This is a genomic window from Vibrio penaeicida, from assembly GCF_019977755.1.
Lineage (GTDB): Bacteria > Pseudomonadota > Gammaproteobacteria > Enterobacterales > Vibrionaceae > Vibrio > Vibrio penaeicida.
This window is the reverse complement of the sequence record NZ_AP025144.1, coordinates 739,551-763,929: the sequence shown is the minus strand read 5'-3', so window position 1 is coordinate 763,929 and position 24,379 is coordinate 739,551. Positions and strand designations below refer to the sequence as shown.

Annotated in this window: 15 protein-coding genes; 13 read left to right on the top strand and 2 right to left on the bottom strand. The window is 44.5% G+C overall.

What is annotated here, in order from left to right; translation table 11 throughout:
• The first annotated feature begins 30 nt into the window (after positions 1-30).
• The 13 genes from LDO37_RS03680 (at position 31) to LDO37_RS03620 (ending at position 21,309) form a co-directional block, all read left to right on the top strand.
• Positions 31-1,116: an AI-2E family transporter gene (locus LDO37_RS03680; protein ID WP_101113261.1), complete on the top strand. Its 1,086-nt coding sequence runs from the start codon at positions 31-33 to the stop codon at positions 1,114-1,116.
• A gap of 90 nt (positions 1,117-1,206) precedes the next feature.
• Positions 1,207-2,232 (top strand): 16S rRNA (guanine(1207)-N(2))-methyltransferase RsmC, encoded by a 1,026-nt coding sequence (gene rsmC, locus LDO37_RS03675; protein WP_126609002.1) that lies wholly within the window; start codon positions 1,207-1,209, stop codon positions 2,230-2,232.
• A 242-nt stretch (positions 2,233-2,474) separates the two neighbouring features.
• Positions 2,475-5,864, top strand: coding sequence for an ATP-binding protein (locus tag LDO37_RS03670; RefSeq protein ID WP_126609001.1), 3,390 nt, complete (start codon positions 2,475-2,477; stop codon positions 5,862-5,864).
• Between the two features lie 895 nt (positions 5,865-6,759).
• The gene (locus LDO37_RS03665) at positions 6,760-8,439 is read left to right on the top strand and encodes an ABC transporter substrate-binding protein (RefSeq protein ID WP_101113264.1); all 1,680 of its coding nucleotides are present in this window, start codon (positions 6,760-6,762) and stop codon (positions 8,437-8,439) included.
• Between the two features lie 157 nt (positions 8,440-8,596).
• Positions 8,597-9,583 (top strand): ABC transporter permease, encoded by a 987-nt coding sequence (locus tag LDO37_RS03660; RefSeq protein ID WP_101113265.1) that lies wholly within the window; start codon positions 8,597-8,599, stop codon positions 9,581-9,583.
• A gap of 2 nt (positions 9,584-9,585) precedes the next feature.
• Positions 9,586-10,611 (top strand): ABC transporter permease, encoded by a 1,026-nt coding sequence (locus tag LDO37_RS03655; protein ID WP_126607043.1) that lies wholly within the window; start codon positions 9,586-9,588, stop codon positions 10,609-10,611.
• 2 nt (positions 10,612-10,613) lie between these two features.
• Positions 10,614-11,597 (top strand): ABC transporter ATP-binding protein, encoded by a 984-nt coding sequence (locus LDO37_RS03650; RefSeq protein ID WP_101113267.1) that lies wholly within the window; start codon positions 10,614-10,616, stop codon positions 11,595-11,597.
• 44 nt (positions 11,598-11,641) lie between these two features.
• Positions 11,642-12,637, top strand: coding sequence for an ABC transporter ATP-binding protein (locus LDO37_RS03645; protein ID WP_126607042.1), 996 nt, complete (start codon positions 11,642-11,644; stop codon positions 12,635-12,637).
• Positions 12,638-12,731: 94 nt separating this feature from the next.
• Positions 12,732-14,483, top strand: a complete 1,752-nt coding sequence (locus LDO37_RS03640; RefSeq protein ID WP_126607041.1) for a glycoside hydrolase family 9 protein — start codon at positions 12,732-12,734, stop codon at positions 14,481-14,483.
• Positions 14,480-15,364 (top strand): N-acetylglucosamine kinase, encoded by an 885-nt coding sequence (locus LDO37_RS03635; RefSeq protein WP_126607040.1) that lies wholly within the window; start codon positions 14,480-14,482, stop codon positions 15,362-15,364. The genes LDO37_RS03640 and LDO37_RS03635 overlap by 4 nt, the downstream gene beginning before the upstream one ends.
• 5 nt (positions 15,365-15,369) lie before the next feature.
• Positions 15,370-17,289 carry a beta-N-acetylhexosaminidase gene (locus LDO37_RS03630; protein ID WP_126607039.1) on the top strand — a complete coding sequence of 640 codons (1,920 nt, stop codon included), beginning with the start codon at positions 15,370-15,372 and terminating at the stop codon, positions 17,287-17,289.
• A gap of 83 nt (positions 17,290-17,372) precedes the next feature.
• A complete protein-coding gene (locus LDO37_RS03625; protein WP_126607038.1) occupies positions 17,373-19,778 on the top strand; it encodes a GH36-type glycosyl hydrolase domain-containing protein in 2,406 nt (801 codons plus the stop codon).
• Positions 19,779-19,896: 118 nt separating this feature from the next.
• Complete coding sequence (locus tag LDO37_RS03620; RefSeq protein ID WP_126607037.1) at positions 19,897-21,309, top strand: phosphoglucomutase/phosphomannomutase family protein; 1,413 nt, start codon at positions 19,897-19,899, stop codon at positions 21,307-21,309.
• Between the two features lie 171 nt (positions 21,310-21,480).
• On the opposite strand, the gene LDO37_RS03615 is transcribed toward LDO37_RS03620, so the two are convergent.
• Both LDO37_RS03615 and LDO37_RS03610 read right to left on the bottom strand, forming a co-directional pair.
• Positions 21,481-22,509 (bottom strand): ABC transporter ATP-binding protein, encoded by a 1,029-nt coding sequence (locus tag LDO37_RS03615; protein ID WP_126607036.1) that lies wholly within the window; start codon positions 22,507-22,509, stop codon positions 21,481-21,483.
• Positions 22,509-24,131, bottom strand: a complete 1,623-nt coding sequence (locus LDO37_RS03610; protein WP_126607035.1) for an ABC transporter permease — start codon at positions 24,129-24,131, stop codon at positions 22,509-22,511. The genes LDO37_RS03615 and LDO37_RS03610 overlap by 1 nt, the downstream gene beginning before the upstream one ends.
• Positions 24,132-24,379 lie beyond the last annotated feature (248 nt).

The following is a 24,379-nucleotide window of genomic DNA, read 5'->3' as shown; positions in this document are numbered from 1 at the left end:
GCACAGACTAAAAAGATTAGAGGCAATACCGTGTCAGATAAACTCAAGTTATCTTCCAGTCACTGGGTACTCGTACTCGCACTTTTGGCTGCTGGTTATGCGTGCTATTTGCTTGTCCAGCCCTACGTTAACTCCATTATTTTGGCGTTCATTATTTCTCTTCTTATGTTTCCTGTACATGAGTGGCTAGAAAACAAAATGCCAAACTACAAAAATACCGCATCTGTCTTATCTTGCGTGTTACTCACTGTCATCATTGTTTTGCCTTTATTAGCCGTATTTACGGCCATTGTTCAGCAAGGAGCCGGTTTTTCTCAAAATGCTTATAACTGGCTAACTCACGGCGGAATTCAAGAAGCCACATCGCATCCTTTTGTTATCAAAGCGCTCGGCTTTATTAATGAGTACCTGCCTTTTGATGCAATAGACCCGCAGCAAATTGCCCAAAAAGTCGCAGAGTTTGTTTCTCAGTTTGGTTCTCAGTTAGTGGCATTTAGTGCCAAAGTACTTGGGGATGCGACCAACTTTTTAATGGATTTCTTCTTGATGCTGTTTGTGCTTTTCTTCTTATTAAGAGATCACGACAAAATCATTAAAGCAATCCGCCATATCCTTCCTCTTTCCCGTAGCCAAGAAGACAGGCTACTTGAAGAAATTGAGAAAGTATCAAAGTCGGCAGTTTTAGGGTCATTTCTCACTGCGATAGCGCAAGGCTTGGCTGGTGGTATTGGAATGTGGCTAGCCGGCTTCCCCGGGCTATTTTGGGGAACCATGATGGGATTCGCTTCCTTCATTCCACTGGTTGGTACCGCTTTAATATGGATACCGGCAGCAATTTACCTATTTGTTACAGGTGACACGGGCTGGGCAATCTTCTTAACCATATGGAGTGTCGTCATTGTTGGTTCTATCGATAACATCCTACGTCCCCTACTAATGCAGGGCAGTGCTGGGATGAATACACTGATGATTTTCTTCTCCCTATTAGGGGGTATCCAGCTATTCGGGTTAATAGGTTTAATCTATGGTCCACTTATCTTTGCAGTCACCATGGTGCTATTCACTATTTATGAAGAAGAGTTCCAAACCTTCTTAAATAAACAAGACAACAGTTAAAATCTGTTGACCTAATTCCTTCATAGGCACTTCAAGCTATGGTCGGATTGTGCGAGAATCCGACCATATTTTTCTTTTCGAGATCCTTTCATGTCAGCATTTACCGCTCCTAGCCAAATTGCAGAGCGAAATCTGGAATATTTTAATGGCAAACACGTATTGGTTGCGGGCGAAGCAGAAGATCTGTTTCCAATAGAACTCGCCAAGAACTGTGAAAGTGTTTCGGTATTTACCACACATTATGGTTACTATCGCCAACTCGAAAACCACGCCTCTATTCAACGTTTTTTCGGTGAAGAATTCACAGCGCCAAGTCAAGCTGATCTCATCTTGCTGTATTGGCCAAAAGCAAAAGCTGAAGCTGAATATCTGTTGGCAATGTTGATGAGCAAACTCGGTGCAGATACGGAAGTTGTCGTCATTGGAGAAAACCGTTCTGGTATCAAAAGCATAGAGAAATTCTTCAAACCTTATGGCGTCATCAAGAAATACGATTCCGCGCGCCGTTGCTCTTTTTACTGGGGGCAATGTACCTCTGAGCCCGCTGAATTTGACATTCAGCAATGGTACAAAAGCTATTCATTAAACATCGGCGGCGCTGACTTAACCATAAAAAGTCTACCAGGTGTGTTTAGCCATGGTGAATTTGATCTTGGTACTCAATTGCTATTGAAAACGCTCCCTAACTTAGCAGGAAAAGTGCTCGACTTCGGGTGTGGTGCTGGGGTTATTGGCGCTGCGATGGCGAATCAATTCCCAGAAATTAACTTGTCTATGTGTGATGTCAGCGCACTGGCTGTTGCCTCCTCCAAAGCCACACTTACAGCCAATAACATTGAAGGTCATGTGTTTGCAACTGACGTGTATTCAGATGTGAATGATTCTTATGATTTTTTAATCTCTAACCCGCCGTTTCATTCAGGCTTAGATACCAGCTACAGTGCGACAGAAACATTATTGGCCCAAGCCCCTGCTTACTTGAATAAAAAAGGGACATTACACATCGTCGCCAATAGCTTTCTAAAATATCCTCCAATTATTGAAAAAGCATTTGGTCACTGCGAGTTAGCTGACAAAACAACAAAGTTCGCTATTTACCAAGCAAATAAAGCATAACAGATTGAGTTTACCTGCCGGCCTGATCTCTCATGCTGGCGTTACTTTTGCACCAATACTCATGCGACTGTTGCTTAGCGAGACTCAATTTTTGCGTTATTGACCACGATTTATATGGCACTTACTTGATTAAGAAAAAAAACCTCGTATAAACGTTAAAATCGTCATTTCCCGTTTTGTCGTTTTCGTCGCAGCTTACGAAAACGGCTTGAGTTGTTAATAGGCTTTTTTAAACGACACTTATGTTTAAACCTAATAAAAAACAAAAATTTAAACGTCTTCAGCACACGTTGATGGTGGCTTTTCTCGTTTTGAGCATCACGCCACTGACTATGATCGCGCTGTTTTTTCTCCAGTCCCATAGTAAAGATTTACAAGAACAAAGTACGTCTCACCTCCTTTCAGTTCGAGATACAAAAAAACAACAGTTACTCGATTATTTCGAAGCCAAAGAGTCTGAGGTGATGGGCTTTGTCCGTTCTGAACTGGCGTACAATAGCGGAGGAAGGTTCTACGGTTTAATAAATGCTTTCAATAACTTGGGCGAGACCATTGAGCAAGCCCGAGACTATGCACAACAGCGTTATATACAAGGTTCTGGCGATCAAATAAAAACGTCGGTGTTACCAGAGTCCGAAGACTATCAGGGTAGTGAGCGCTACCGATTAATGCACAAACGCTATCACCGCCGCTACGTTGATTTGCTGAAACGTAGCGATTTTGACGATATTTTATTAGTAGATATGGATGGTAATGTCGTTTATTCCCTTAATAAATATGACAATTATGGTACTAATCTAAATACCGGAAAATACAGTGAAAGCAATCTAGGCAAAACTTTTAACGCGTTAAAAGAAAAAGTTAGAAAGCACAAAGACAACCAAGATTTCACGCCTATCGCTATGTCGGACTTTGCTTTAGAAGGCAACGAACATGTTGCGTGGTTTGCCGCCCCCATTGTGCAACATGAATACTTACACAGTTACGCGCTATTTCGTTTGCCGAGCACCAAACTTTTGTCGCTGTTTGAAGATGCTGCAACGAGTAAAACCATCAAAGCTTTCTTAGTTGGTGAAGATAAAGCAGCTCGTATTTTTAACGTATCTCAAGAAGAAATTGACGAAAGTGCCGAGATTATCGAGCTTGCATTAAACGATCAAACATCAGTAAAAACCTTTGTAAACACCTCTGGCGAAAACATTATTGCCGCATTTACGAATATTCAAATCCAAAACATTGAATGGGCATTAGTTGCTGAGCGTACAGAAGCAGAAGCTTTTGCGCGAATACAACAGCTTGAAAAAGTGTTTGTGGTCGCCATGTTTATCGCCATTATCTTGGTGGTGATTTGTTCACATTATTTGTCTAATTTTATTACCTCCCCTCTTCTCAAGCTAACTTGGTCTGCAGAACGAGTGTCGGCAGGTGATCTTGATGAAGTGATGTTTGAAACCAAACGTAAAGATGAAATCGGCAGGTTAGGTGTCAGCTTCCAGCGGATGCAGCGCTCAATACGCGAGAAAATTCTAACGATCAAATCTCAGAATGAAGAGCTTGAAGCGCACTTGAAGGTGATTCAGACCCAAAATGATGAATTGCAACTCGCCAACAAGTTAAAAGATGAATTTCTGGCAACAACTTCGCATGAATTGAGAACACCACTACACGGAATGGTCGGTATTGCCGAGGCTCTCATCAGTGGCGCAAACGGTCCTATCCCAGCCAATCAGAAACACCAACTCGACATCATCATTAACAGCGGTCAGCGGCTGGCGACTTTGGTTGATGACTTGCTCGATTACCATAAGATGCGCTATGGCAGCCTAGATATTCAAGCCTCCGCGGTAAACTTATCCTCGTCGACTCGACTTGTTTTGGAATTATCTCAGCATTTGTTGGGGAACAAATCCATTCGCATCATTAATCAAGTCCCAATGGATCTTCCTTTGGTTTCCGCAGATCCTCAGCGCATTGAGCAAGTACTTTACAACCTAATCGGTAATGCTATTAAGTACACGTCGGAAGGTAAAATCGTTATTTCCGCGACCGTACTCGACGAGAAACTTAGAGTACAAGTTGTCGATACCGGTCAAGGTATACCGGCAGAACAGCTTGAACATATATTCGAACCCTTGATTCAAGCAGGACAAGACTCTAGTCGCTATCGACAAGGCGCAGGGCTAGGACTATCGATTAGCCGCCAGTTAATTGAACTGATGGGTGGAACGCTGTATGTCAGTAGCCAACCTTTAGTAGGCACCACATTCAGTTTCTCGCTACCTTTAGCCTCTGAAGAAGAGATTTCGATATCCAAACAACTGGGGACAACACAAAGCCACTTTCAGGCACCCGATAGTTCGGACAGTGCCAAACTGGATGAAAACTCACTACCTGAAAACCCAGACGGTCCACTGATTGTCGTTGCTGATGATGAACCAGTGAACCTACAGATTCTGGACAGCTTCCTAAAAATGGAAGGCTATAGAGTTAAAACAGCAAAAGATGGGACTGAAGCATTAGAATTGGTTCAGCAAGAGAAGCCTGAGCTGCTCCTTTTAGACGTTATGATGCCAGGCTTAAGCGGGTATCAAGTATGTGAGCAAGTCAGGTTGAGTTATGACCACTCAGAGTTACCTGTCATCATGCTTACCGCTTTAAGTCAAACTAACGACAGAATCAAAGGCTTTGATAGCGGTGCCAATGACTATCTCACTAAGCCATTCAACAAATTAGAACTAGCATCGCGTATTAAAGCTCACCTTGCTGCAGGTAAAGCAGAGCTAAGGCGAATTGAAAATGACAAACTTCAGGCTGAATTAAAGCAGCGTGCACTTGTAGAGGCAAACTTGCTTGAAACACAAGGTAGGCTGCTTGAGCAATTAGAATCAGCTCCCGAAGCTATTCTCTGTCTGCGGGATGATGGTCGAATCCGTTTCGCAAATGAAGCAGCAGCAAAACTGTTTAAACGGACACAAGAGCAACTTAAACGCTCTAATGGCGATGAAGTTATCGCACCTAAATACCTCAATCTTCAGGAAGACCACTTCTGCGGCGGTATTGATGTATATGTCGATGATCGACGCGACCACATTTCTGCGGATGTCCTTAAGCTCCCAGAAGGCTCTGATATCCACTATATGTATATCTTCAATGTTGGTGGCGGCTTGAACGCAGCCAGAATTAACAACCTAGAAACCGCCGTAGAGGCACTATCAAGCTACGCATTTGAAGGGGATAAAGGTAAGCTCCAACAGCTCAAAGAATTAGGCGGTGAATTTACACGTATCGCCGACAAAGTATCTGGGCGCGGTGGTGATAAACAGGAGCTAATGAGAGAAATCCTCGTCGATTCAATGACGACAGCCATCGATTACTGGGAGTCTGAAACGGGTCAGACTAAGTTCTCTTTTGCGGAACAAAGCGGGCTGTGGCGTGTATACCTAGACAGAAGTACACTTCAAACCCGAACTCTTGATAAGTATTTAAGGGTAGAAACACTACCAAAAACGCCTAGGTGGCGAACCGTCATTAACTCTATTGAGTTCATACTAGAGCATTGCCATACACCTAGTGGTCAACGTGAAAAGTTGATTACGCTAAGAGACAAGCTGCAAAAACTTTTGACTTCGTAGTTAGCACTCAAATTTGAACAAAGAGTTTATTAAAAAAAACGAAGGCTTCGATTATGAAGCCTTTTTATTGCTGGTTTCGTTACTCTTTCTACTCAAAAAAATGCCTTATTCCAATCACATCCCACTTTAACTGTTACGTATAAAGCTCAATATTCTAGTCTATCCAAGCTTGATTTAAATAAGAGGCCGCAAACCTTCAAGCCTCCTTTTCACCTCAAGAAAGGTATTATAATTGAGTACTTTTTTATTCTACGCTCAGTATTTTTATTAAGGAAAGCCTCTACAGAAGCAAGGGATTTTTTCCCTGTTATCTTTCGCCTAATTTCACGAATAACTGGGTTATTTTACCGTTTAAATTAACCTTAAAATCGCACACCTAAATCACCTCTAATTTCGTTGTTTTTACGAACTTATCAGGTAAAAATCCCGTTTTGTTACGTCTTTGAGAAGCCAGTCACAACAAATTGTCAGAATAATTTTATCGATGTAAATTAACGTAAGAACCGCATAGTGAGTAAGATCTCTTTAAAAAGAAAAACCTGAAACACACCATAAAAAACAACAAGCAAAGAGTTAGTAAACACTAACACCAACACTATAAAACAGTACTTTATTAGACATTGATCACACCAAAAAAATTGACTAAAAAACACACATTAAAGCTTATTTTGACGTTTATGACGTAGTTAAACGTGGTTTTAACGTTTTTAACGTACACCCTATTTGACCATTTACTCTGCAAGGTGTTTTCTTAGCCTTGACCGAGGGCTATAGGCCACCCAACTTCTCTCAATTTTCGAAGTTGGAGGATGTTGGGATAGCCGCGGCGAGTGTTTATCAATTGATGACATTCACATCCATTTAGTGAAATAAAAGCAATGAGTAAGGAACAGCTATGCTTGCCAATATTAAGAAGACAGCGCTAGCAGTCGCAGTAGTTGCTGCAGCAACTGCCGTCGCTCCTGTAGTTTCAGCTGCAGAGCGTAGTGAACTGACTATTCACCCTAAAGAGTTCACCACGTTCGTTCGTAACTTCAACCCATTCTTGGGCGCAACTCACCTTCACACAACTTGGGACTTCCTATACGAGCCTTTAGTTGTGTTTAACGAAATGCACGGCAACACGCCAGTTATGCGTTTGGCTGAAGACTTCAAAATGTCTGACGACCTAATGAGCGTAACCTTTGACATCCGTAAGGGTGTGAAATGGTCGGATGGCGAAAAGTTCACTGCAGACGACGTTGTATTCTCTTTCGATCTTGTGAAGAAAACACCGGCTCTTGACCAACACGGTACAAACAACTGGGTTGCAAACGTTGAGAAAATCGACGAGTACAAAGTACGTTTCCGTTTGACTGAAGCTAACTCCAATGTACCTTACGAAATTGCTAAAGTTTCTATCGTACCTGAGCACGTTTGGTCTAAAGTTGAAGATCCAACAACGTTTATGAACGAGAACCCTGTTGGTTCAGGTCCGTTCACAGAGATTGCTACTTTCACACCTCAACTTTACGTTCAATGTCGTAACCCACAATACTGGGACAACGATAACCTAGAAGTTGATTGTCTGCGTGTTCCACAAATCGCAAACAACGACCAGTTCCTAGGTAAAGTTGTAAACAGCGAAATGGACTGGACTTCTTCATTCATTCCAGACATCGACCGTACTTACGCAGCAGCAAGCCCTAAACACCACTACTGGTACCCGCCAGCAGGTACTCAGGCGTTTGTTGTAAACTTCAAGCACCCAGATGCAGCGAAGAACGAAGCACTTAACAATGTTGAATTCCGTCGTGCATTCTCAATGGCTCTAGACCGTCAAACTATCATCGACATCGCGTTCTACGGTGGCGGTACAGTGAATGACTTCGCATCTGGTCTAGGTTATGCGTTTGAAGCATGGTCTGATGAAAAGACTCACAACAAGTACAAGGGCTACAACACGTACAATGTTGATGGTGCTAAAGCTCTTCTGAAGAAAGCTGGATTCAAAGACGTAAACAACGATGGTTTCGTTGACACTCCATCAGGTAAGTCTTTTGAGCTGTTGGTTCAGTCTCCAAATGGTTGGACTGACTTCAACAACACAGTACAGCTAGCGGTTGAGCAACTTCAAGAAGTTGGCATCAAAGCACGTGCTCGTACACCAGACTTCTCTGTGTACAACCAAGCGATGCTTGAAGGTACTTACGATGTTGCATACACAAACTACTTCCACGGTGCTGACCCGTACCTATACTGGAACAGTGCATACAACTCAAACCTTCAAGAAGGTGCAGGTATGCCTCGTTTTGCAATGCACTACTTCAAAGACAGCAAGCTAGATTCACTTCTAGACAGCTTCTACAAGACTGCAAACAAAAACGAGCAGCTTGAAATCGCTCATGGTATTCAGCAAATCATCGCATCTAACCAAGTAACGATTCCTGTAATGTCTGGTGCTTACATGTACCAATACAACACAGCTCGTTTCACAGGTTGGTGGAGTGAGAAGAATCCTAAGGGACGTCCAAATGTTTGGGCTGGTATCCCTGAGCGTCTGCTTCACGTACTGGACCTAAAACCAGTTAAGTAAGCAATAACCTTTGCGGTGCGCATTCCGTGCACCGCTCTCTAAACCCTCTCCCTAGTTGTTTAAGGTATGGCGCTCGTCGTCAGGGGGTTTTTCGTTCCAAAAAGGGCGTCCTGAATCCAGGATCAGGTAAAAAATCTGGGTGAGTAAGGTATAAGTTATGGGATATTTTTTAAGACGTTTGTCGTTTTACTTTATTGCGCTGTTAGTTGCAGCCACTTTGAACTTCATCATTCCGCGAGCAATGCCAGGTGACCCTGTTACCATGATGTTCGCTAACGCTTCTGTTCAGGTAACACCTGAGCGTATTGAAGCAATGAAACAACTTCTGGGCTTTGTGGATGGTCCAATTTGGGTACAGTATTTTGCCTACATGAAGAACATCCTAAGCTGGGAACTGGGCACTTCAATTCAGTTTTACCCTCTTAGCGTAAACGAACTACTAGGTAGCGCGTTTGGCTGGTCTCTTTTCCTAGCTGGTACTGCCGTTGTTCTATCATTTTCAATCGGTTCTATTTTAGGTATTTTCGCTGCGTGGAAACGTGGTAGCCGTTACGACACCTTCATCACTCCAGGTATGCTGATCATTCAAGCGGTACCACAGGTTGTTATCGCGATGCTAGCTCTGTTTACCTTTGCGATTGGCCTTAAGTGGTTCCCAACAGGTTACGCTTACACGGCAGGTACACTACCTGAATGGACAAGCTGGGAGTTCTATAAAGACGCCGCTTACCACGCTGTTCTTCCATTATTCTGTGCTTCAGTAGTACAAATCGGTGGCTTCTTGGTGAACATGCGTAACAACATGATCAACCTATTGGCTGAAGATTACATCACCATGGCGAAAGGTAAGGGTCTGAGCGAAAACCGTGTGGTATTCAACTACGCAGCTCGTAACGCCTTACTTCCAAGTGTGACAGCACTGTCTATGTCTCTTGGTATGGCGATCGGTGGTCAGCTTATCATCGAAATCATCTTTAACTACCCTGGTCTTGGCTCGGTGCTATTCAACGCGATTCACGCTCGTGACTACCAAGTACTTCAGGGACAACTACTCATAATGACCCTGTTTATGCTGTTCTTTAACCTGGTTGCAGACATGTTGTATGTGGTTCTTGACCCACGCCTACGTAAGGGAGGCAAATAATCATGAAAGGTTTCGCTAAATTAGTTTGGAGCAACCCCGTTGCTATGATTGGTGTCGTTATTCTGAGCCTATTCTTATTCATGGCTTTGGCTGCACCTATTATTACGAAACACGCGCCAGATAAGCGTACTGGTAAACCTCACGAATACCCTGGCTTCGTTGTTAAAGCTGCTCAAAACAACCCTGACGGTTGGGTTGCAGAAAACTTAGCAACCGATCGCCGCACCCTACTGATGTCGAAAAAAGCAGACCATGTTTTTGGAACAACTCGTATGGGTCGTGACGTATGGTCTCAGTTAGCTTACGGTGCACGTGTGTCGCTTTCCGTTGGCTTCGGTGCTGGTATTACCGTGTGTTTCCTCGCCACGATTATTGGTATCTCAGCAGGTTACTTCGGCGGTCGAGTCGATGACATTCTGACAGCCGCAATGAATATCATGCTCGTTATTCCACAGTATCCGCTCCTGTTTGTACTGGCGGCATTTATTGGGGAGGCAGGACCTTTAACCATTGCCATCATAGTTGGGTGTACATCCTGGGCTTGGGGTGCAAGGGTTATTCGATCGCAAACACTGGCGTTGCGTGAGAAAGAGTTTGTTAAAGCAGCAGAAGTATTGGGTGAGTCTTCTTGGAGAATCATCTTCGTTGAAATCTTGCCAAACCTTATCCCAATTGTAGGTGCAAGCTTCATCGGTTCAGTTATGTACGCCATCATGATGGAAGCGACAATCTCCTTCCTAGGTCTTGGCGACCCAAGTACCATCAGCTGGGGCATCATGCTTTACAACGTGCAAACCTCGTCATCAATGCTTATTGGCGCTTGGTGGGAACTGGTTGCTCCATGTATGGCATTGACGCTGCTTGTTACCGGTCTTGCATTGCTTAACTTCGCAGTAGATGAAATTGCTAACCCACAACTGCGTTCTCACAAAGGTATGAAGCGTTGGAAGAAACTCAACGCTCAAGACCAAAAAGAACGCCAGTCAGAACTTCCACCACAAAATGCACTTTGGAGCGGAGACAAGTAATCATGACTGAGCCACTCATTTCTGTAAAAGATTTGTGCGTGGACTACATTACAGACGCGGGCGATGTCCGCGCTTGTAACCACGTAAGTTTTGACATAGGTAAAGGGGAAGTTTTCGGGCTGGCTGGAGAGTCAGGCTGCGGAAAATCCACCGTTGCATTCTCACTGATGCGTCTTCATAAGCCACCAGCATTCATTACTGGCGGACAGGTTATCTTCAATGGCGAAGATATCCTTAAGTACGATGACGAGCGTATGCAGTCGTTCCGCTGGAGTGAAATGTCGATGGTGTTCCAGAGCGCGATGAATGCGCTCAATCCTGTCCTCACGATGGAAGAGCAATTCTGCGATGTCATTATGCGTCATACCAATATGACACGTGAACAAGCTGTCCGTCGTGCAGAAGGGTTATTGGAAATTGTTGATATCCACCCTAGCCGCTTAAATGACTTCCCGCACCAATTCTCTGGCGGTATGCGTCAAAGGCTGGTTATCGCTATCGCGTTAGCGCTAAATCCTAAGATGATCATTATGGATGAGCCAACTACAGCACTAGATGTGGTTGTACAGCGAGAAATCCTACAAAAGATCTACGCATTAAAAGAGGAATTTGGTTTCTCCATTCTCTTCATCACTCATGATATATCGTTGATGGTCGAATTCTCAGACCGCATCGGCATCATGTACTCAGGTGAATTGATTGAAGTTGCCCCTTCTAAGGAAATATTGGAAAGCCCATACCATCCATATACTAAAGGGCTGGGAAGTTCTTTCCCTCCATTAACAGGTCCAAAAACCAAGTTAACTGGCATTCCTGGCAACCCGCTGAACTTACTGGAAATTCCGCAGGGCTGTCGATTCCAATCGCGTTGTGACCGCGTACACGAAGCATGTACGACTAATGCAACAACACTGCGTCAAATAGAACCAAACCGCTTCTCTAACTGCCATTTATATGGACAACCAATCGCGACGGCCAAAGCATAGAGCCAACAAAAAATAAAAAAGCGAAAGAGAAACTGGAGACAATTATGAGCAAAGATTTTGGCGAACTACTGGTTGAAGGCAAGAATGTCGTAAAAGACTTCCCTATCAACAGTAATTCCTTAAACCAACCTATGATGCGTGCCATTAACGACGTGTCATTCAAAATGTATAAAAGCCGCGGTCTGTCAGTGGTTGGAGAGTCTGGTTCAGGCAAATCCACAACGGCAAAAATGATCGCGAAAATGTACGCCCCAACTGAAGGCGTTATCGAATATAAAGGTCGTGACATTCAAGGCATTAGTAGTCGTAAAGACATGATGCATTATCGCGAAGGTGTTCAAATGGTATGGCAAGACCCGTTTGGTTCATTGAACCCAACGCATAATATCTTCCACCATATTGCGCGCCCGTTGCTGATTCATAAGAAGATCACGTCTGGCAATAAAAAAGAGCTCGAAGAACGCGTATACGATCTTCTTGAGCAAGTCGGACTGATTCCGCCAAAAGAAACGGCAGAAAAGTTCCCCCACCAGCTTTCTGGTGGCCAACGCCAGCGTGTTAATTTGGCAAGAAATATTGCCGTTGGAGCTGAGGTCGTTTTGGCTGATGAACCAACCTCGATGCTAGACGTTTCTATCCGTGCAGGTGTACTAAACCTAATGGAAGAAATGAAGTTTGAAAAGCAGATGTCTTTGCTTTACATCACTCACGACATCGCAACCGCACGTTACATTGCTGAAGACTTAGCCGTTATGTACGTAGGTCATATGGTTGAGTGGGGAGACACTGAAGAGATCATTCACGCTCCTCAACACCCTTACACTCAGCTTTTGGTATCGGCTGTGCCGGATCCAAAGAAATCGATCCATGAAAAGTTGAAAGGCAACAAAGGGGACATCCCTCTCTGGACACCAGAGTCGGCAGGTTGTCCGTTTGCTGGTCGTTGTACTCACGTTTCCGATAAATGCAAAGAGCAGCTACCGGGTGTTACTCAACTATCAGACAATCACTTTGTCCGTTGTTATCTGTACGAAAACTAAATTGTTAGAAAACTAGGCTTCACAAGAAGCAAGCTATACAAAATATTTGAGGCACCGATTTGTGCCTCACTGATTTAATTTACGGGAGAACCCAATGCAACTCTTAACTAACCAGATAGGCTATGAGGCTTCAGGCGCAAAGCACGCGGTGCTTTGTGTTGACGAAGCACTCGCAAAAGACAGCCTAGCTCTACTGGTAAGAGCTGACTCTATAGACACTGGTTCTGAAGAAATAGTTGCTTCATTCCAGATTGGTGAAGCCACTCAAGTTGCTCACTGGCATCAAGGGCTATTTTGCGAAATCGACTTTTCAGAATTTTCGGAATCCGGTCGCTTCTTGCTGCAAGTTAATGAGTTGCAATCTTCTCCCTTCGATATTCGTGAAGGTGTGTTGATGAACACCACCTTCTCGGATGTCCTTCATTATTTTAAATCCCAACGTTGTGGTGGGATTTACGAGAAACAAGATCGCACTATCCCTCTACTGAACTCAGACAAAACTGTCGACGTTCGAGGTGGTTGGTACGATGCATCAGGTGACGTTAGTAAATATATGAGCCACCTGTCTTATGCCAATTTTTTAAACCCTCAACAAACTCCAATGGTCGTATGGAATATGTTGAAAGGCTTAGAGTTAGTGGAGGAACGCTCTGACTTTGCAGCATATTCTCGGGTGAGGCTAATAGAAGAAGCACTGTTTGGTGCCGACTTCTTAGCCCGTATGCAACACCCGGAGGGTTTCTTTTATATGACGGTCTTTGACAAATGGAGCAAAGACATAAAGCAACGGGAGATTTGTGCCTACGAAACGCAGGACGGCCACAAAAAAGGCGACTACCATGCAGGTTTTCGTCAAGGTGGCGGAATGGCAATCGCAGCCCTAGCTTCCGCTTCTCGGCTAGATGTGTGTGGCGAATTTTCGCAAGAACATTACCTAGAAGCGGCAGAAAAAGGCTACTGGCACTTAAAGGAGTACAATACTCGCTACCTCAATGATGGTGTAGAGAACATTATTGATGAGTATTGTGCATTGATGGCCTGTGTTGAGCTGTACCGCTCCACAGGTGAACAATGCTACCTGTCGGAGGCGCAAATGTGGGCGAACCGCCTATCGTTACGCCAGCTGACCGACGCACGTTTTGAACATTACTGGGCTGCCACAGACGATGGCAGTCGCCCTTATTATCACGCAGCAGAAGCGGGGTTACCCGTTATTGCACTTTGTGAATATTTGTCTATTGAAAGACGCGAATCGCAAAAAGAAAGAATCCAAGAAGTCATCAATCAAGCGGTTGAGTTCGAACTTAATATCACTCATCACGTGGATAACCCATTTGGGTATCCTCGCCAATACGTTAAGTCGGTAAATGGCGTAAAACGAGATGCATTCTTCGTCGCACACGAAAATGAATCTGGGTATTGGTGGCAAGGCGAAAATGCTCGCTTGGGTTCTCTTTCAAGCATGGTTTATCTTGCCAAGCCATATCTCACCGAATCGTTGCAAACTAAAGCTCAAGCTTATGCTCAGCGCTGTCTCGACTGGATCGTTGGTCTCAATCCCTATGACATGTGCATGCTAGATGGATACGGAAAAAACAACCCAGATTACTTACCACAATATGGTTTTTATAACGCCAAAGGTGGTATTTGCAACGGGATAACGGGTGGCTTTGACGACGAAGAAGATATCGCTTTCAACCCAGAAGGTCAGAAAGACGACATGCTTCAAAACTGGCGTTGGGGTGAACAATGGATCCCGCATGGCGCTTGGTACTTGCTTGCCATCATGGCGCAGTTTTCTGTTCAAACACAAGACTTAGGTCAACCTCAGGATTCAAACGAATGACTCAGTATTTTGTCGGTATCGACGGCGGCGGCACCTCGTGTCGAGCTCGCATTAGAAATGAACAAGGCGAAACACTAGGCGAAGCCAAAAGTGGAAGTGCCAATATCATGTTAGGTGTCCAATTAGCAATGGATTCCATTATTACGGCAGTAACAGAAGCCGCTAAACAAGGTGGTTTATCTGATGCCGATTTAAATAACATGCATCTTGGCATGGCATTGGCTGGGGCTGAGCAAGAATCGTTCTGGCAAGATTTTATGGCTCTGCCACACCCTTTTGCCAGCATCGTGCTGAATACAGACGCCTATGGTGCATGTTTGGGTGCTCACAATGGTGAAAATGGCGCCATTATGATCGCCGGAACTGGGTCTTGCGGTATTTTGCTAAAAGACGGCGAACAGCATGTTGTCGGTGGACGAGAGTTTCCTATCTCGGATCAAGGTGGCGGTGCCGTTATGGGGTTACACCTCATTCAACAGGTACTATTAGCTGAAGACGGGATCGTTGCAAAAACACAGCTATCTCAACATGTCATGAACCATTTCGACAATAACATAGACAATATTGTGACTTGGTCTAAAACAGCAAAGCCTCGTGATTATGGGCAATTCTCTCCCGCTATTTTCGAGCACGCCTACCAAGGCGATGAACTGGGCGTAAAAATGCTTAAGCAAACTGCTTCCGATGTTGAAATGTTCTTAGTGGCATTGAACAAAAGAGGGGCAGAACGCATCGCTCTAATGGGCAGTATTGGCGAACGTATTGTCCAATGGCTATCTCCCCCTGTACAAAACTGGATTGTGACACCTAAACACGATGCCATTGAAGGCGGCATCATGATGGCGGGCAAACCAGAGCACAATCTATTTACTCTGAGGTAATATTTATGAATTATCGTGTCGATCTTGCTGTACTTTCAGAGCAAAATGGCGTCGCTCGCTTTGGTCTTACTCTCCATAATTTGAGTGATCAGGACATTTCTTCTTGGGCACTGCACTTTTCATTAGATCGATACATCCTTACGGATACCCTAACGCAAGGCAATCTAGAGCAAGTCGGTAGCCATTGCATTCTCACGCCTCAGAATAGTGAAGCCCTTGCTGCCAACCATCATTACTTTATCGAATTTTCGACGAATACATTCCCATTTCGCTATCTTGCCGATGGTATTGATGATGCCTACCTTGAAATCAAACAAGGCGAAGGTTCGAAAAACCTATCAGTTGATATTACGCCCATTGCTCTCTTGTCTCCTTACAAGAAGCGCGAAAGCATTCCACAAGTAGAAGCGGCAGATATCGCATTAATTCCCAAACCAAGCAGCATTACGCAGCAGGATGGAACATTTGCGCTCACTGAGGTGACCGGTGTTTCAGTTTCGACATCGTTAGCAGAAGAAGCAACGGAATGGCTGATAGAAGAATTAGCCCATACAGCTAATATCAACCTGACACGCAACGAAAATGGAAATGTCATCTTTAGGAGTAATCCTACGCTCGATAAAGGTCATTACAACCTTACCGTTCAAGAGCAGTCAATAACATTAGAGTCCGGATCTCGCTCTGGTTTTATGCATGCATGTGCAACTTTGATGCAGCTTGTCTCGGCTAAGCTGGTCAATACTCACATTCCGTGTGTGACCATTAAAGACAACCCGAGATACAGCTACCGCGGCATGATGCTCGATTGCGCAAGACATTTTCACAGCGTTGAGCAAGTTAAGAAGATGATTAACCATCTTGCTTACTACAAATTTAACTACTTCCATTGGCACCTAACCGATGACGAAGGCTGGCGAATCGAGATTAAAGCGTTTCCAGAGTTAACTGACATCGGTGCTAAACGCGGACCTGGAATGGCAAATGATGCCCAATACAGCCATTTAGCCACACCTTATGATGGTTTCTATACACAAGAAGACATAAAGGACGTTATCGAATACGCGGCGAAGCGTGCCATTACGGTAATACCTGAAATTGATATTCCTGGTCACTGCCGCGCAGCGATCAAAGCTTTGCCCGACTTGTTAGTCGATAAAGAAGATCAATCCGAATATTTAAGTATCCAAAACTACTCCGACAATGTGCTTTCTCCAGCCATTGATGGCACTTACCAGTTTTTAGATACAGTGCTCACCGAAGTTTCCGATTTGTTCCCTTCCCCTTACGTTCACATTGGTGCGGATGAGGTTCCCAAGAACGTTTGGACCAAAAGCCCTCGTTGCCAAGCAATGATGGAAGAATTCGGTTATGAAGATGCCAAAGAACTGCAAGGGCATCTGTTGCGTCACGCGGAGAAAAAGCTTAAGTCTCTCGGTAAACGCATGTTGGGCTGGGAAGAAGCAAAACACGGTAACAAAGTCTCTAAAGAGACGGTTATTTATTCTTGGCTAAACGAAGAAGCCGCATTGGAATGTGCCAAAGATGGGTTTGACGTAGTGCTTCAACCCGCACAAACCACGTACCTCGACATGACACAAGACTACGCACCAGAAGAACCGGGCGTAGACTGGGCCAACCCTATCCCTCTTGAGCTGGCCTACCACTATGAACCATTGAGTGATGTTCCCAATGACGACCCTATCCGTCAAAGAATCTGGGGCATTCAGTGCGCCTTATGGTGTGAAAAAATATCAGACCCATCTCGTCTTGAATATATGGTATTCCCTCGAATTTCTGCATTAGCGGAAGTCAGTTGGAGCCAAACCAAACAACGAGATTGGCTGGACTATTTGTCCAGATTGAAAGGACATCTGCCTCACTGGCAACGCTTGGGCGTGAATTACCGCTCGCCTTGGCAAGATTAACATTGCGTCAAGCAACGGCTTAGACGAAGAAATTACTCGTTTTTTACTGCAACCCTTCGCAGTTTGTTTAAAAGGAAAGAACCATGAAATACGGCTATTTCGATAACGATAATCGTGAATATGTCATTACGCGTCCAGATGCACCAGCGCCATGGACAAACTACTTAGGCACGGAAAAGTTCTGTACTGTGATTTCTCATAACGCAGGCGGTTACTCATTCTATAACTCTCCAGAATACAACCGTGTCACTAAGTTTCGTCCAAATGCGACTCTTGATCGCCCAGGACATTACGTTTACCTGCGTGACGATGAAACAGGTGATTACTGGTCAATTTCATGGCAACCAGTGGCAAAAAGCCTAGATGAAGCGAACTACGAAGTTCGTCATGGTCTTTCTTACTCAAAATTCAAATGTGAATATGCGGGTATTACTGCGACCAAAACGTTGTTTGTACCAAAAGGCGAAGATGCAGAAATCTGGGATGTTGTTCTTAAAAACACATCAGATAAGCCTCGTACCATCAGTGCGTTTTCATTTGTTGAATTCTCGTTCAGCCATATCCAATCAGATAACCAAAACCACCAAATGTCTTTGTACTCTGCAGGTACGGAATACAAAGACGGTGTGATTGAGTATGACCTTTACTACAACACAAATGACTTTGAAGGTTTCTACTACCTAGCTTCTACGTTCAGCCCAGACTCATACGATGGCCAGCGCGACAGCTTCCTAGGTGCTTACCGCGACGAAGCAAACCCGATCGCAGTTGAAAACGGCAAGTGTTCTAACACTGCACAAACTTGTTACAACCACTGTGGATCATTGCACAAGCAATTCACTATCCAACCGGGTGAAGAAGTGCGTTTTGCTTACATCTTAGGTATTGGTAAAGGCAATGGCGAGCGCCTGCGTGAAAAATACCAAGATCTCAATGAAGTGGATGCAGCATTTGATGGCATTAAAGCCCACTGGGACGAGCGTTGTGCCAAGTTCCAAGTGAAGTCACCAAACGAAGGCTTGGATACCATGATCAACACATGGACGCTATACCAAGCAGAAACATGTGTGGTTTGGTCTCGCTTTGCCTCTTTCATTGAAGTAGGTGGTCGTACTGGTTTGGGTTACCGCGATACCGCGCAAGATGCCATTTCGGTGCCTCACTCCAATGCTGAAATGACACGTAAGCGTCTCGTCGATCTTCTACGTGGTCAAGTTAAAGCGGGCTACGGCTTGCACCTATTTGATCCTGATTGGTTTGATCCTGAAAAAGCTGACGTTGAGCCTTCGAAATCGCCAACAGTGGTTCCAACGCCTTCAGACGAAGACAAGATCCACGGCATTGAAGATACATGTTCAGATGATCACTTATGGTTGGTTCCTACTATCTGTAAGTACGTTATGGAAACGGGTGAAGAAAGCTTCTTCGACGAAAGTATTCCTTACGCAGACGGTGGCGATGCGTCCGTTTATGATCACATGAAAGCAGCCCTAGACTTCTCGGCTAAATACGTTGGACAAACAGGTATTTGTAAAGGTCTACGTGCAGACTGGAACGACTGTCTGAACCTAGGTGGCGGTGAGTCTTCTATGGTGTCATTCCTTCATTTCTGGGCACTGCAAGAATTTATCGACCTCGCGAAATACCGCGGCAACGATGAAGATGTTGCTAAGTACACTGAAATGGCAGCAAACGTTCGTGAAGCTTGTGAAACGCACCTTTGGGACGACGAAGGTGGCTGGTACATCCGTGGTCTAACAAAGAATGGTGAAAAAATTGGTACAGCCCAGCAAAAAGAAGGGCGTGTACACCTAGAGTCCAATACTCTGGCGGTACTGTCTGGAGCGGTATCTCAAGAGCGCGGCGAAAAAGCAATGGACGCGGTTGATGAGAACCTATTCTCTGAATACGGCTTGCACCTAAACGCGCCTTCTTTCGCTACTCCAAACGACGACATCGGCTTTGTTACTCGTGTTTATCAAGGCGTAAAAGAAAACGGTGCGATCTTCTCTCACCCGAACCCTTGGGCATGGGTTGCAGAAGCGAAATTGGGGCGTGGCAACCGTGCAATGAAGTTCTTCGATGCACTGAACCCATACAACCAAAACGAGAACATCGAAAAGCGTGTTGCTGAACCTTACTCCTACGTTCAGTTCATCATGGGTCGCGACCACCAAGATCATGGCCGTGCAAACCACCCTTGGTTGACGGGTACTTCTGGCTGGGCATATTTCGCCGTGACCAACTTTATTCTTGGTGTAAGTGCTGGATTTGAAGGCTTAAGTATTGATCCTTGTATCCCAACCGAATGGCCTGGATTTGAAGTGACGCGTCAATGGCGTGGAGCAACGTACAACATTAAAGTGCAAAACCCAGATTCCGTCAGCAAGGGCGTGAAATCTATCACTGTGAATGGCGAAGCGGTAAGCGGCGTAGTTCCAGTACAAGCTGAAGGCAGCATCAACGACGTTGTCGTTATTCTTGGCTAGCTCTTAGTTGGTCTTAGATAACCTAACGGTTCTTGGACAATTTTTTGGTGGGAGGGTTTTCTCCCACCCATTTATTTTTTGGTTCATTGCGAACCGCGGAGAGAAATAGGATTTTAATATGATTAAGTTCGGTACAGGTGGCTGGCGCGCCTTTATCGGCGAAGAGTTCACCAAAGACAACGTTCGTCTGGTGGCTCAAGCCGTAGCCAATATCATGTTAAACGAACAAGTAGAGGACAAAGGTTTCATTGTCGGTTACGACAGACGCTTCCTTTCTGATAAAGCAGGCAGCTGGTTTGCAGAAGTGCTTGCCGCAAATGGCATCACCGTCAGCTTTATCAACAAGTTTGTTCCTACACCAATTGTGATGTTTAAAGCAAAAGAGATGGGCTGTGCCTACTCAGCTTGTATTACTGCATCGCACAACCCTGCCGATTACAATGGCATAAAAGTCTTCATTGAAGGCGGTCGTGACGCAGACGAAATCATCACGCAGAAGATTGAAGATCAAATCTCAACGCTTACACTTGATCAAGTCAAAAGTACCGACTTTGAGCAAGCTGTAGCCGACAAAACCATCATCGAAATCAACCCAATGAACGAGTTCGTTGACTCGATCATTAACTTTATTGATATCGAAGCGATCAAAAAAGCCAACTTGCGTGTTCTGATCGATCCTATGTTCGGTGTTGCAAAGAACGCACTGCAAACGGTACTGATCAATGGTCGTTGTGATGTCGATGTGATCAATGATGGAAAGAACCCAGATTTTGGCGGCTTGATGCCTTCTCCTAGTGCAGCCACACTTTACCGACTAAAGCATTTGGTTGCCGCTGAAGGGTATGACATTGGTATCGGTACTGATGGCGATGCTGACCGCTTAGGCATTATTGATGAAAAAGGTGACTTCATTCACCCCAATGAAGTTCTAATTCTGCTGTACTACTATTTACTGAAGTACAAAGGTTGGAAAGGGTCGGTTGTACGTAACATCGCAACGACTCACCTCCTAGATAAGATTGCGGAAGATAACGGCGAAAAATCTTTTGAAGTGCCGGTTGGCTTTAAGCATATCAGCTCTCAAATGGAAGCAGATGATTCCTTGATTGGTGGTGAAAGCTCAGGCGGTTTGACCATTCGTGGTCACATCAAAGGCAAAGACGGTGTGTTCGCATCCAGCCTTTTGGTTGAGATGATCAGTGTTACAGGTAAGAAACTCTCTGAATTGCTGGATGAGATCTACAGCCAATATGGCTATGCCTATACTGCTGAAGGTGATTGCACCTTTAAACCAAGCCAGAAAGAAGCACTTTACAACAAGATCTATGTTGAAAAGCAGCTCCCTGAGTTTGAATTTGAAATTGAAAAAGTCAGCTATGAAGACGGCGCAAAAGTTTACTTTAAAAATGGTGGCTGGGTGATCGCAAGATTCTCAGGTACTGAACCTTTGCTTCGTATCTTCTCTGAAATGAAAGACAAAGAAACCGCTGAAGCGACTGTTGCTTTGGTCAAAGAGTTCTTGTCACTCTGATCCTAAAGAACAATTGTCACAATTGTTCTTTACGATACTTTGGACGCACCGAGTTGCTAGTCACAGCTCGGTGTTCACCTATCAATTGATGGTGATATACCCCTATAGGTCCAAAAACAAAGCCCAGCAATTGCTGGGCTTTATCCTTTCTGTTTCTAAATCTGGTTTTCGTCAAAACGCTAAAACGCCATCCGACTCTATCTGAACATTCACTTTTTGATTGATATCTAGAGCTTCAGAGGAACTGGCAATCAAACGTGTGCCATTGGCTTCTATAACGTAGCGACAGTGGTCACCCATAAATTGCTGCTCAAGAATATGAATGCTGCTTTCACTATCAGCACTTACCTTAACGTGCTGAGGACGCAGCAGTAACTCACACTCTTGATCCATGCGAATCTCCGACTGAGCTAAAGCCCCTAATACACCAAACGCGGTATCGAATTGATCGCTCGCTACCCGTTTTGCGGGCAAATAACTTCCTCCGCCAAGAAAGTCAGCAACGAATTTACTGGAAGGTTGGTAATACAGCTCAGATGCGCTGCCAAACTGCTCAATCACACCATTATTCATCACCGCCATTTTATCCGAGAAGGCAAACGCTTCTTCACGGCTATGCGTTACAAAAATTGCGGTTACGCCTTGAGCTTTAAAGATCTTACGTATTTCTCGGATCAATTCATGACGCACCTGTGTATCGATATTTGAAAATGGTTCGTCTAGCAATAAGAGGTCGGGCTTGTACGCCAAAGATCGAGCGATAGCAACACGCTGCTGTTGACCACCAGACAACTGATGAGGAAAACGATCGCCAAATTCGTCCAATTTAACGAGCTTAAGCATCTCTGCCACTTTGTTCGCTTTCTCGGCTTCATTGCTCGTACGCAGTCCAAAGCCTACGTTTTGTTCCACGGTCAAATGAGGGAATAAGGCGTAATCTTGGAAAATCATGCCAATATTACGCTTTTCTGGTGGTACCCAATCTTTACCGTTATCGATGGTTTGACAATTAAGCGTCATGGTTCCACTCGCTAATGGAAGCAGCCCTGCGATCGCTTTTAGCAATGTCGTTTTACCGCAACCACTTGCCCCCAGTAAACATACAATTTCACCGTGTTCAACGGTCAAAGATAATGATTCCAATACAGTCTGGGTTTGGTACTGACATGTCAGATTTTCAATTGTTAATGCACAACTCATCAGTGATTTTGCTCCAGTGAACGGTTAACCATAATCAAGGGGATAAGTCCCACAAGCACCAACAGAACTGCGGGCATTGCCGCCAGTTCTAACTGTTCGTCTGACGCGTAGTTAAAAACGTACGTTGCCAGTGTTTCGAAATTAAAAGGGCGTAAAAGTAATGAGGCATTGAGTTCTTTCATACACTCAATAAAGACAAGTAACCCCGCAATCAACGCACCACGTCTCACTAAGGGTAGGTGGATTTTTCTAAGCATTTCATTGGCATTGCAACCCATGGTTCGTGTCGCCATATCCAAAGAAGGCGATATCTTGCTCATGCTGCTTTCAACACTACCTATTGCAACGGCCGAGAATCGAACCACCATGGCAAAAATAAGCGCAAACATAGAACCAGACAGCAATAGCCCTGGTGGGGTAAATTCCATCCATTTTGCAAAGTCGTTGATGCCATGCTCTACCGTGTTAACAAAGGTCATGACACCAATGGCAAGGACTGTTCCCGGCACCGCATAGCCCATTGAAGAAAAACGCATCGACATAACACTGTTTCTTCCTGGGTTGACTCGTTGGCAGAAGTTCACAATTAAGGCAACAGCCACACCAAACACTGCCGCTGTGAGTGATACCTGTAGGCTATTCAATGAATATTGGCGAAATTCATCAGTCCAACTTTGTGCAAAATAGGTGTACGCGTACGAACACAATTGTAGAAGCGGTAAAATGAACGCGGCTGAGACCAGCCCCCAACACCACACTAGAGCTGCCCATTTCTTCCAACCTTGAAGTTCGTATCTCACATCTTCGTGGCTATTAAAATGGGTTTGAAACAACTTTTGTCTGCGGCGACTGTAGCGCTCCGCACTGATCAACAAGATCACGACCATTAGCATGATAGAAGATATCTTAGCTGCTGCAGGCAATTCTGAATGATCAAGCCAAGTATCATAGACAGCAGTAGTTAGCGTATGAACCGCAAAGTAGTTTACGGTACCAAAATCACCAATGGTTTCCATCGCAACAAGTGAAAGCCCCACCGCAATGGAAGGTCTTGCCAATGGCATCGAAATTCGAAAAAAGCTAGTAATAGGCGAACATTTGAGCAAACGAGCAGATTGGAGCAACGAAACATTCTGCTCCATAAAGGCAGCACGCCCTAAAAGGTATACGTAAGGATATAGGACCAAAGCGAGAATAATAACCGCGCCAGTCAGCGTTCGAATATCGGGAAACCAATACTCACCCGGTCCCCACCCCGTCAGCTCCCTCAGTAACATCTGAATGGGTCCTGGAAAATCAAACCAGTCCGTATAGACATAGGCAACAATGTAACTTGGCATCGCTAATGGAAGTACCAATGCCCATTGCAGAATTTTTTCAGTAGGAAGCTTACACATGGCCATGAGCCATGCACTGGGGACACCGAGTAAAATCGAAAGTAGCATAACACCGGCAACAAGTTTTATGGTGTTTGCTATGTAGATAGGCAGGACGGTACTCATCAGATGCGGAAAGATATCCGATGGACCGATGGACATATAAAAAATGGCAATTATTGGTAGTGCCAACAGCCCAGCAACACTCCAGCTGCTGATTTTCCAAGTAGTATGATTTTCTTTCATTGCCCAACGACTTCAAAGCAATATAAAGCTCTTTTCACTTCATATCCCTTTTAAAAAATGCGGTAATTAGGAAAGTATATCAAAACGACTCTCATTTTGCTTTTTAATCCCTAAAAACTAACAAAGCCATCATTAGCAATGAAATGAGTCAGTAACATCTTAAAGTTACTACTATCTACACCGCTTATGATGGCTTTAAAAAGCATTTGCTCAGTCAAGAAAGGTCAACATAACCTAATAGATTGAGC

What these genes read in the sequence shown, in the direction of transcription:
- rsmC (WP_126609002.1), top strand. Translation starts at nt 1,207, where the DNA reads ATGTCAGCATTTACCGCTCCTAGCCAAATTGCAGAGCGAAATCTGGAA.
- LDO37_RS03670 (WP_126609001.1), top strand. Translation starts at nt 2,475, where the DNA reads ATGTTTAAACCTAATAAAAAACAAAAATTTAAACGTCTTCAGCACACG.
- LDO37_RS03665 (WP_101113264.1), top strand. Translation starts at nt 6,760, where the DNA reads ATGCTTGCCAATATTAAGAAGACAGCGCTAGCAGTCGCAGTAGTTGCT.
- LDO37_RS03660 (WP_101113265.1), top strand. Translation starts at nt 8,597, where the DNA reads ATGGGATATTTTTTAAGACGTTTGTCGTTTTACTTTATTGCGCTGTTA.
- LDO37_RS03655 (WP_126607043.1), top strand. Translation starts at nt 9,586, where the DNA reads ATGAAAGGTTTCGCTAAATTAGTTTGGAGCAACCCCGTTGCTATGATT.
- LDO37_RS03650 (WP_101113267.1), top strand. Translation starts at nt 10,614, where the DNA reads ATGACTGAGCCACTCATTTCTGTAAAAGATTTGTGCGTGGACTACATT.
- LDO37_RS03645 (WP_126607042.1), top strand. Translation starts at nt 11,642, where the DNA reads ATGAGCAAAGATTTTGGCGAACTACTGGTTGAAGGCAAGAATGTCGTA.
- LDO37_RS03640 (WP_126607041.1), top strand. Translation starts at nt 12,732, where the DNA reads ATGCAACTCTTAACTAACCAGATAGGCTATGAGGCTTCAGGCGCAAAG.
- LDO37_RS03635 (WP_126607040.1), top strand. Translation starts at nt 14,480, where the DNA reads ATGACTCAGTATTTTGTCGGTATCGACGGCGGCGGCACCTCGTGTCGA.
- LDO37_RS03630 (WP_126607039.1), top strand. Translation starts at nt 15,370, where the DNA reads ATGAATTATCGTGTCGATCTTGCTGTACTTTCAGAGCAAAATGGCGTC.
- LDO37_RS03625 (WP_126607038.1), top strand. Translation starts at nt 17,373, where the DNA reads ATGAAATACGGCTATTTCGATAACGATAATCGTGAATATGTCATTACG.
- LDO37_RS03620 (WP_126607037.1), top strand. Translation starts at nt 19,897, where the DNA reads ATGATTAAGTTCGGTACAGGTGGCTGGCGCGCCTTTATCGGCGAAGAG.
- LDO37_RS03615 (WP_126607036.1), bottom strand. Translation starts at nt 22,509, where the DNA reads ATGAGTTGTGCATTAACAATTGAAAATCTGACATGTCAGTACCAAACC.
- LDO37_RS03610 (WP_126607035.1), bottom strand. Translation starts at nt 24,131, where the DNA reads ATGAAAGAAAATCATACTACTTGGAAAATCAGCAGCTGGAGTGTTGCT.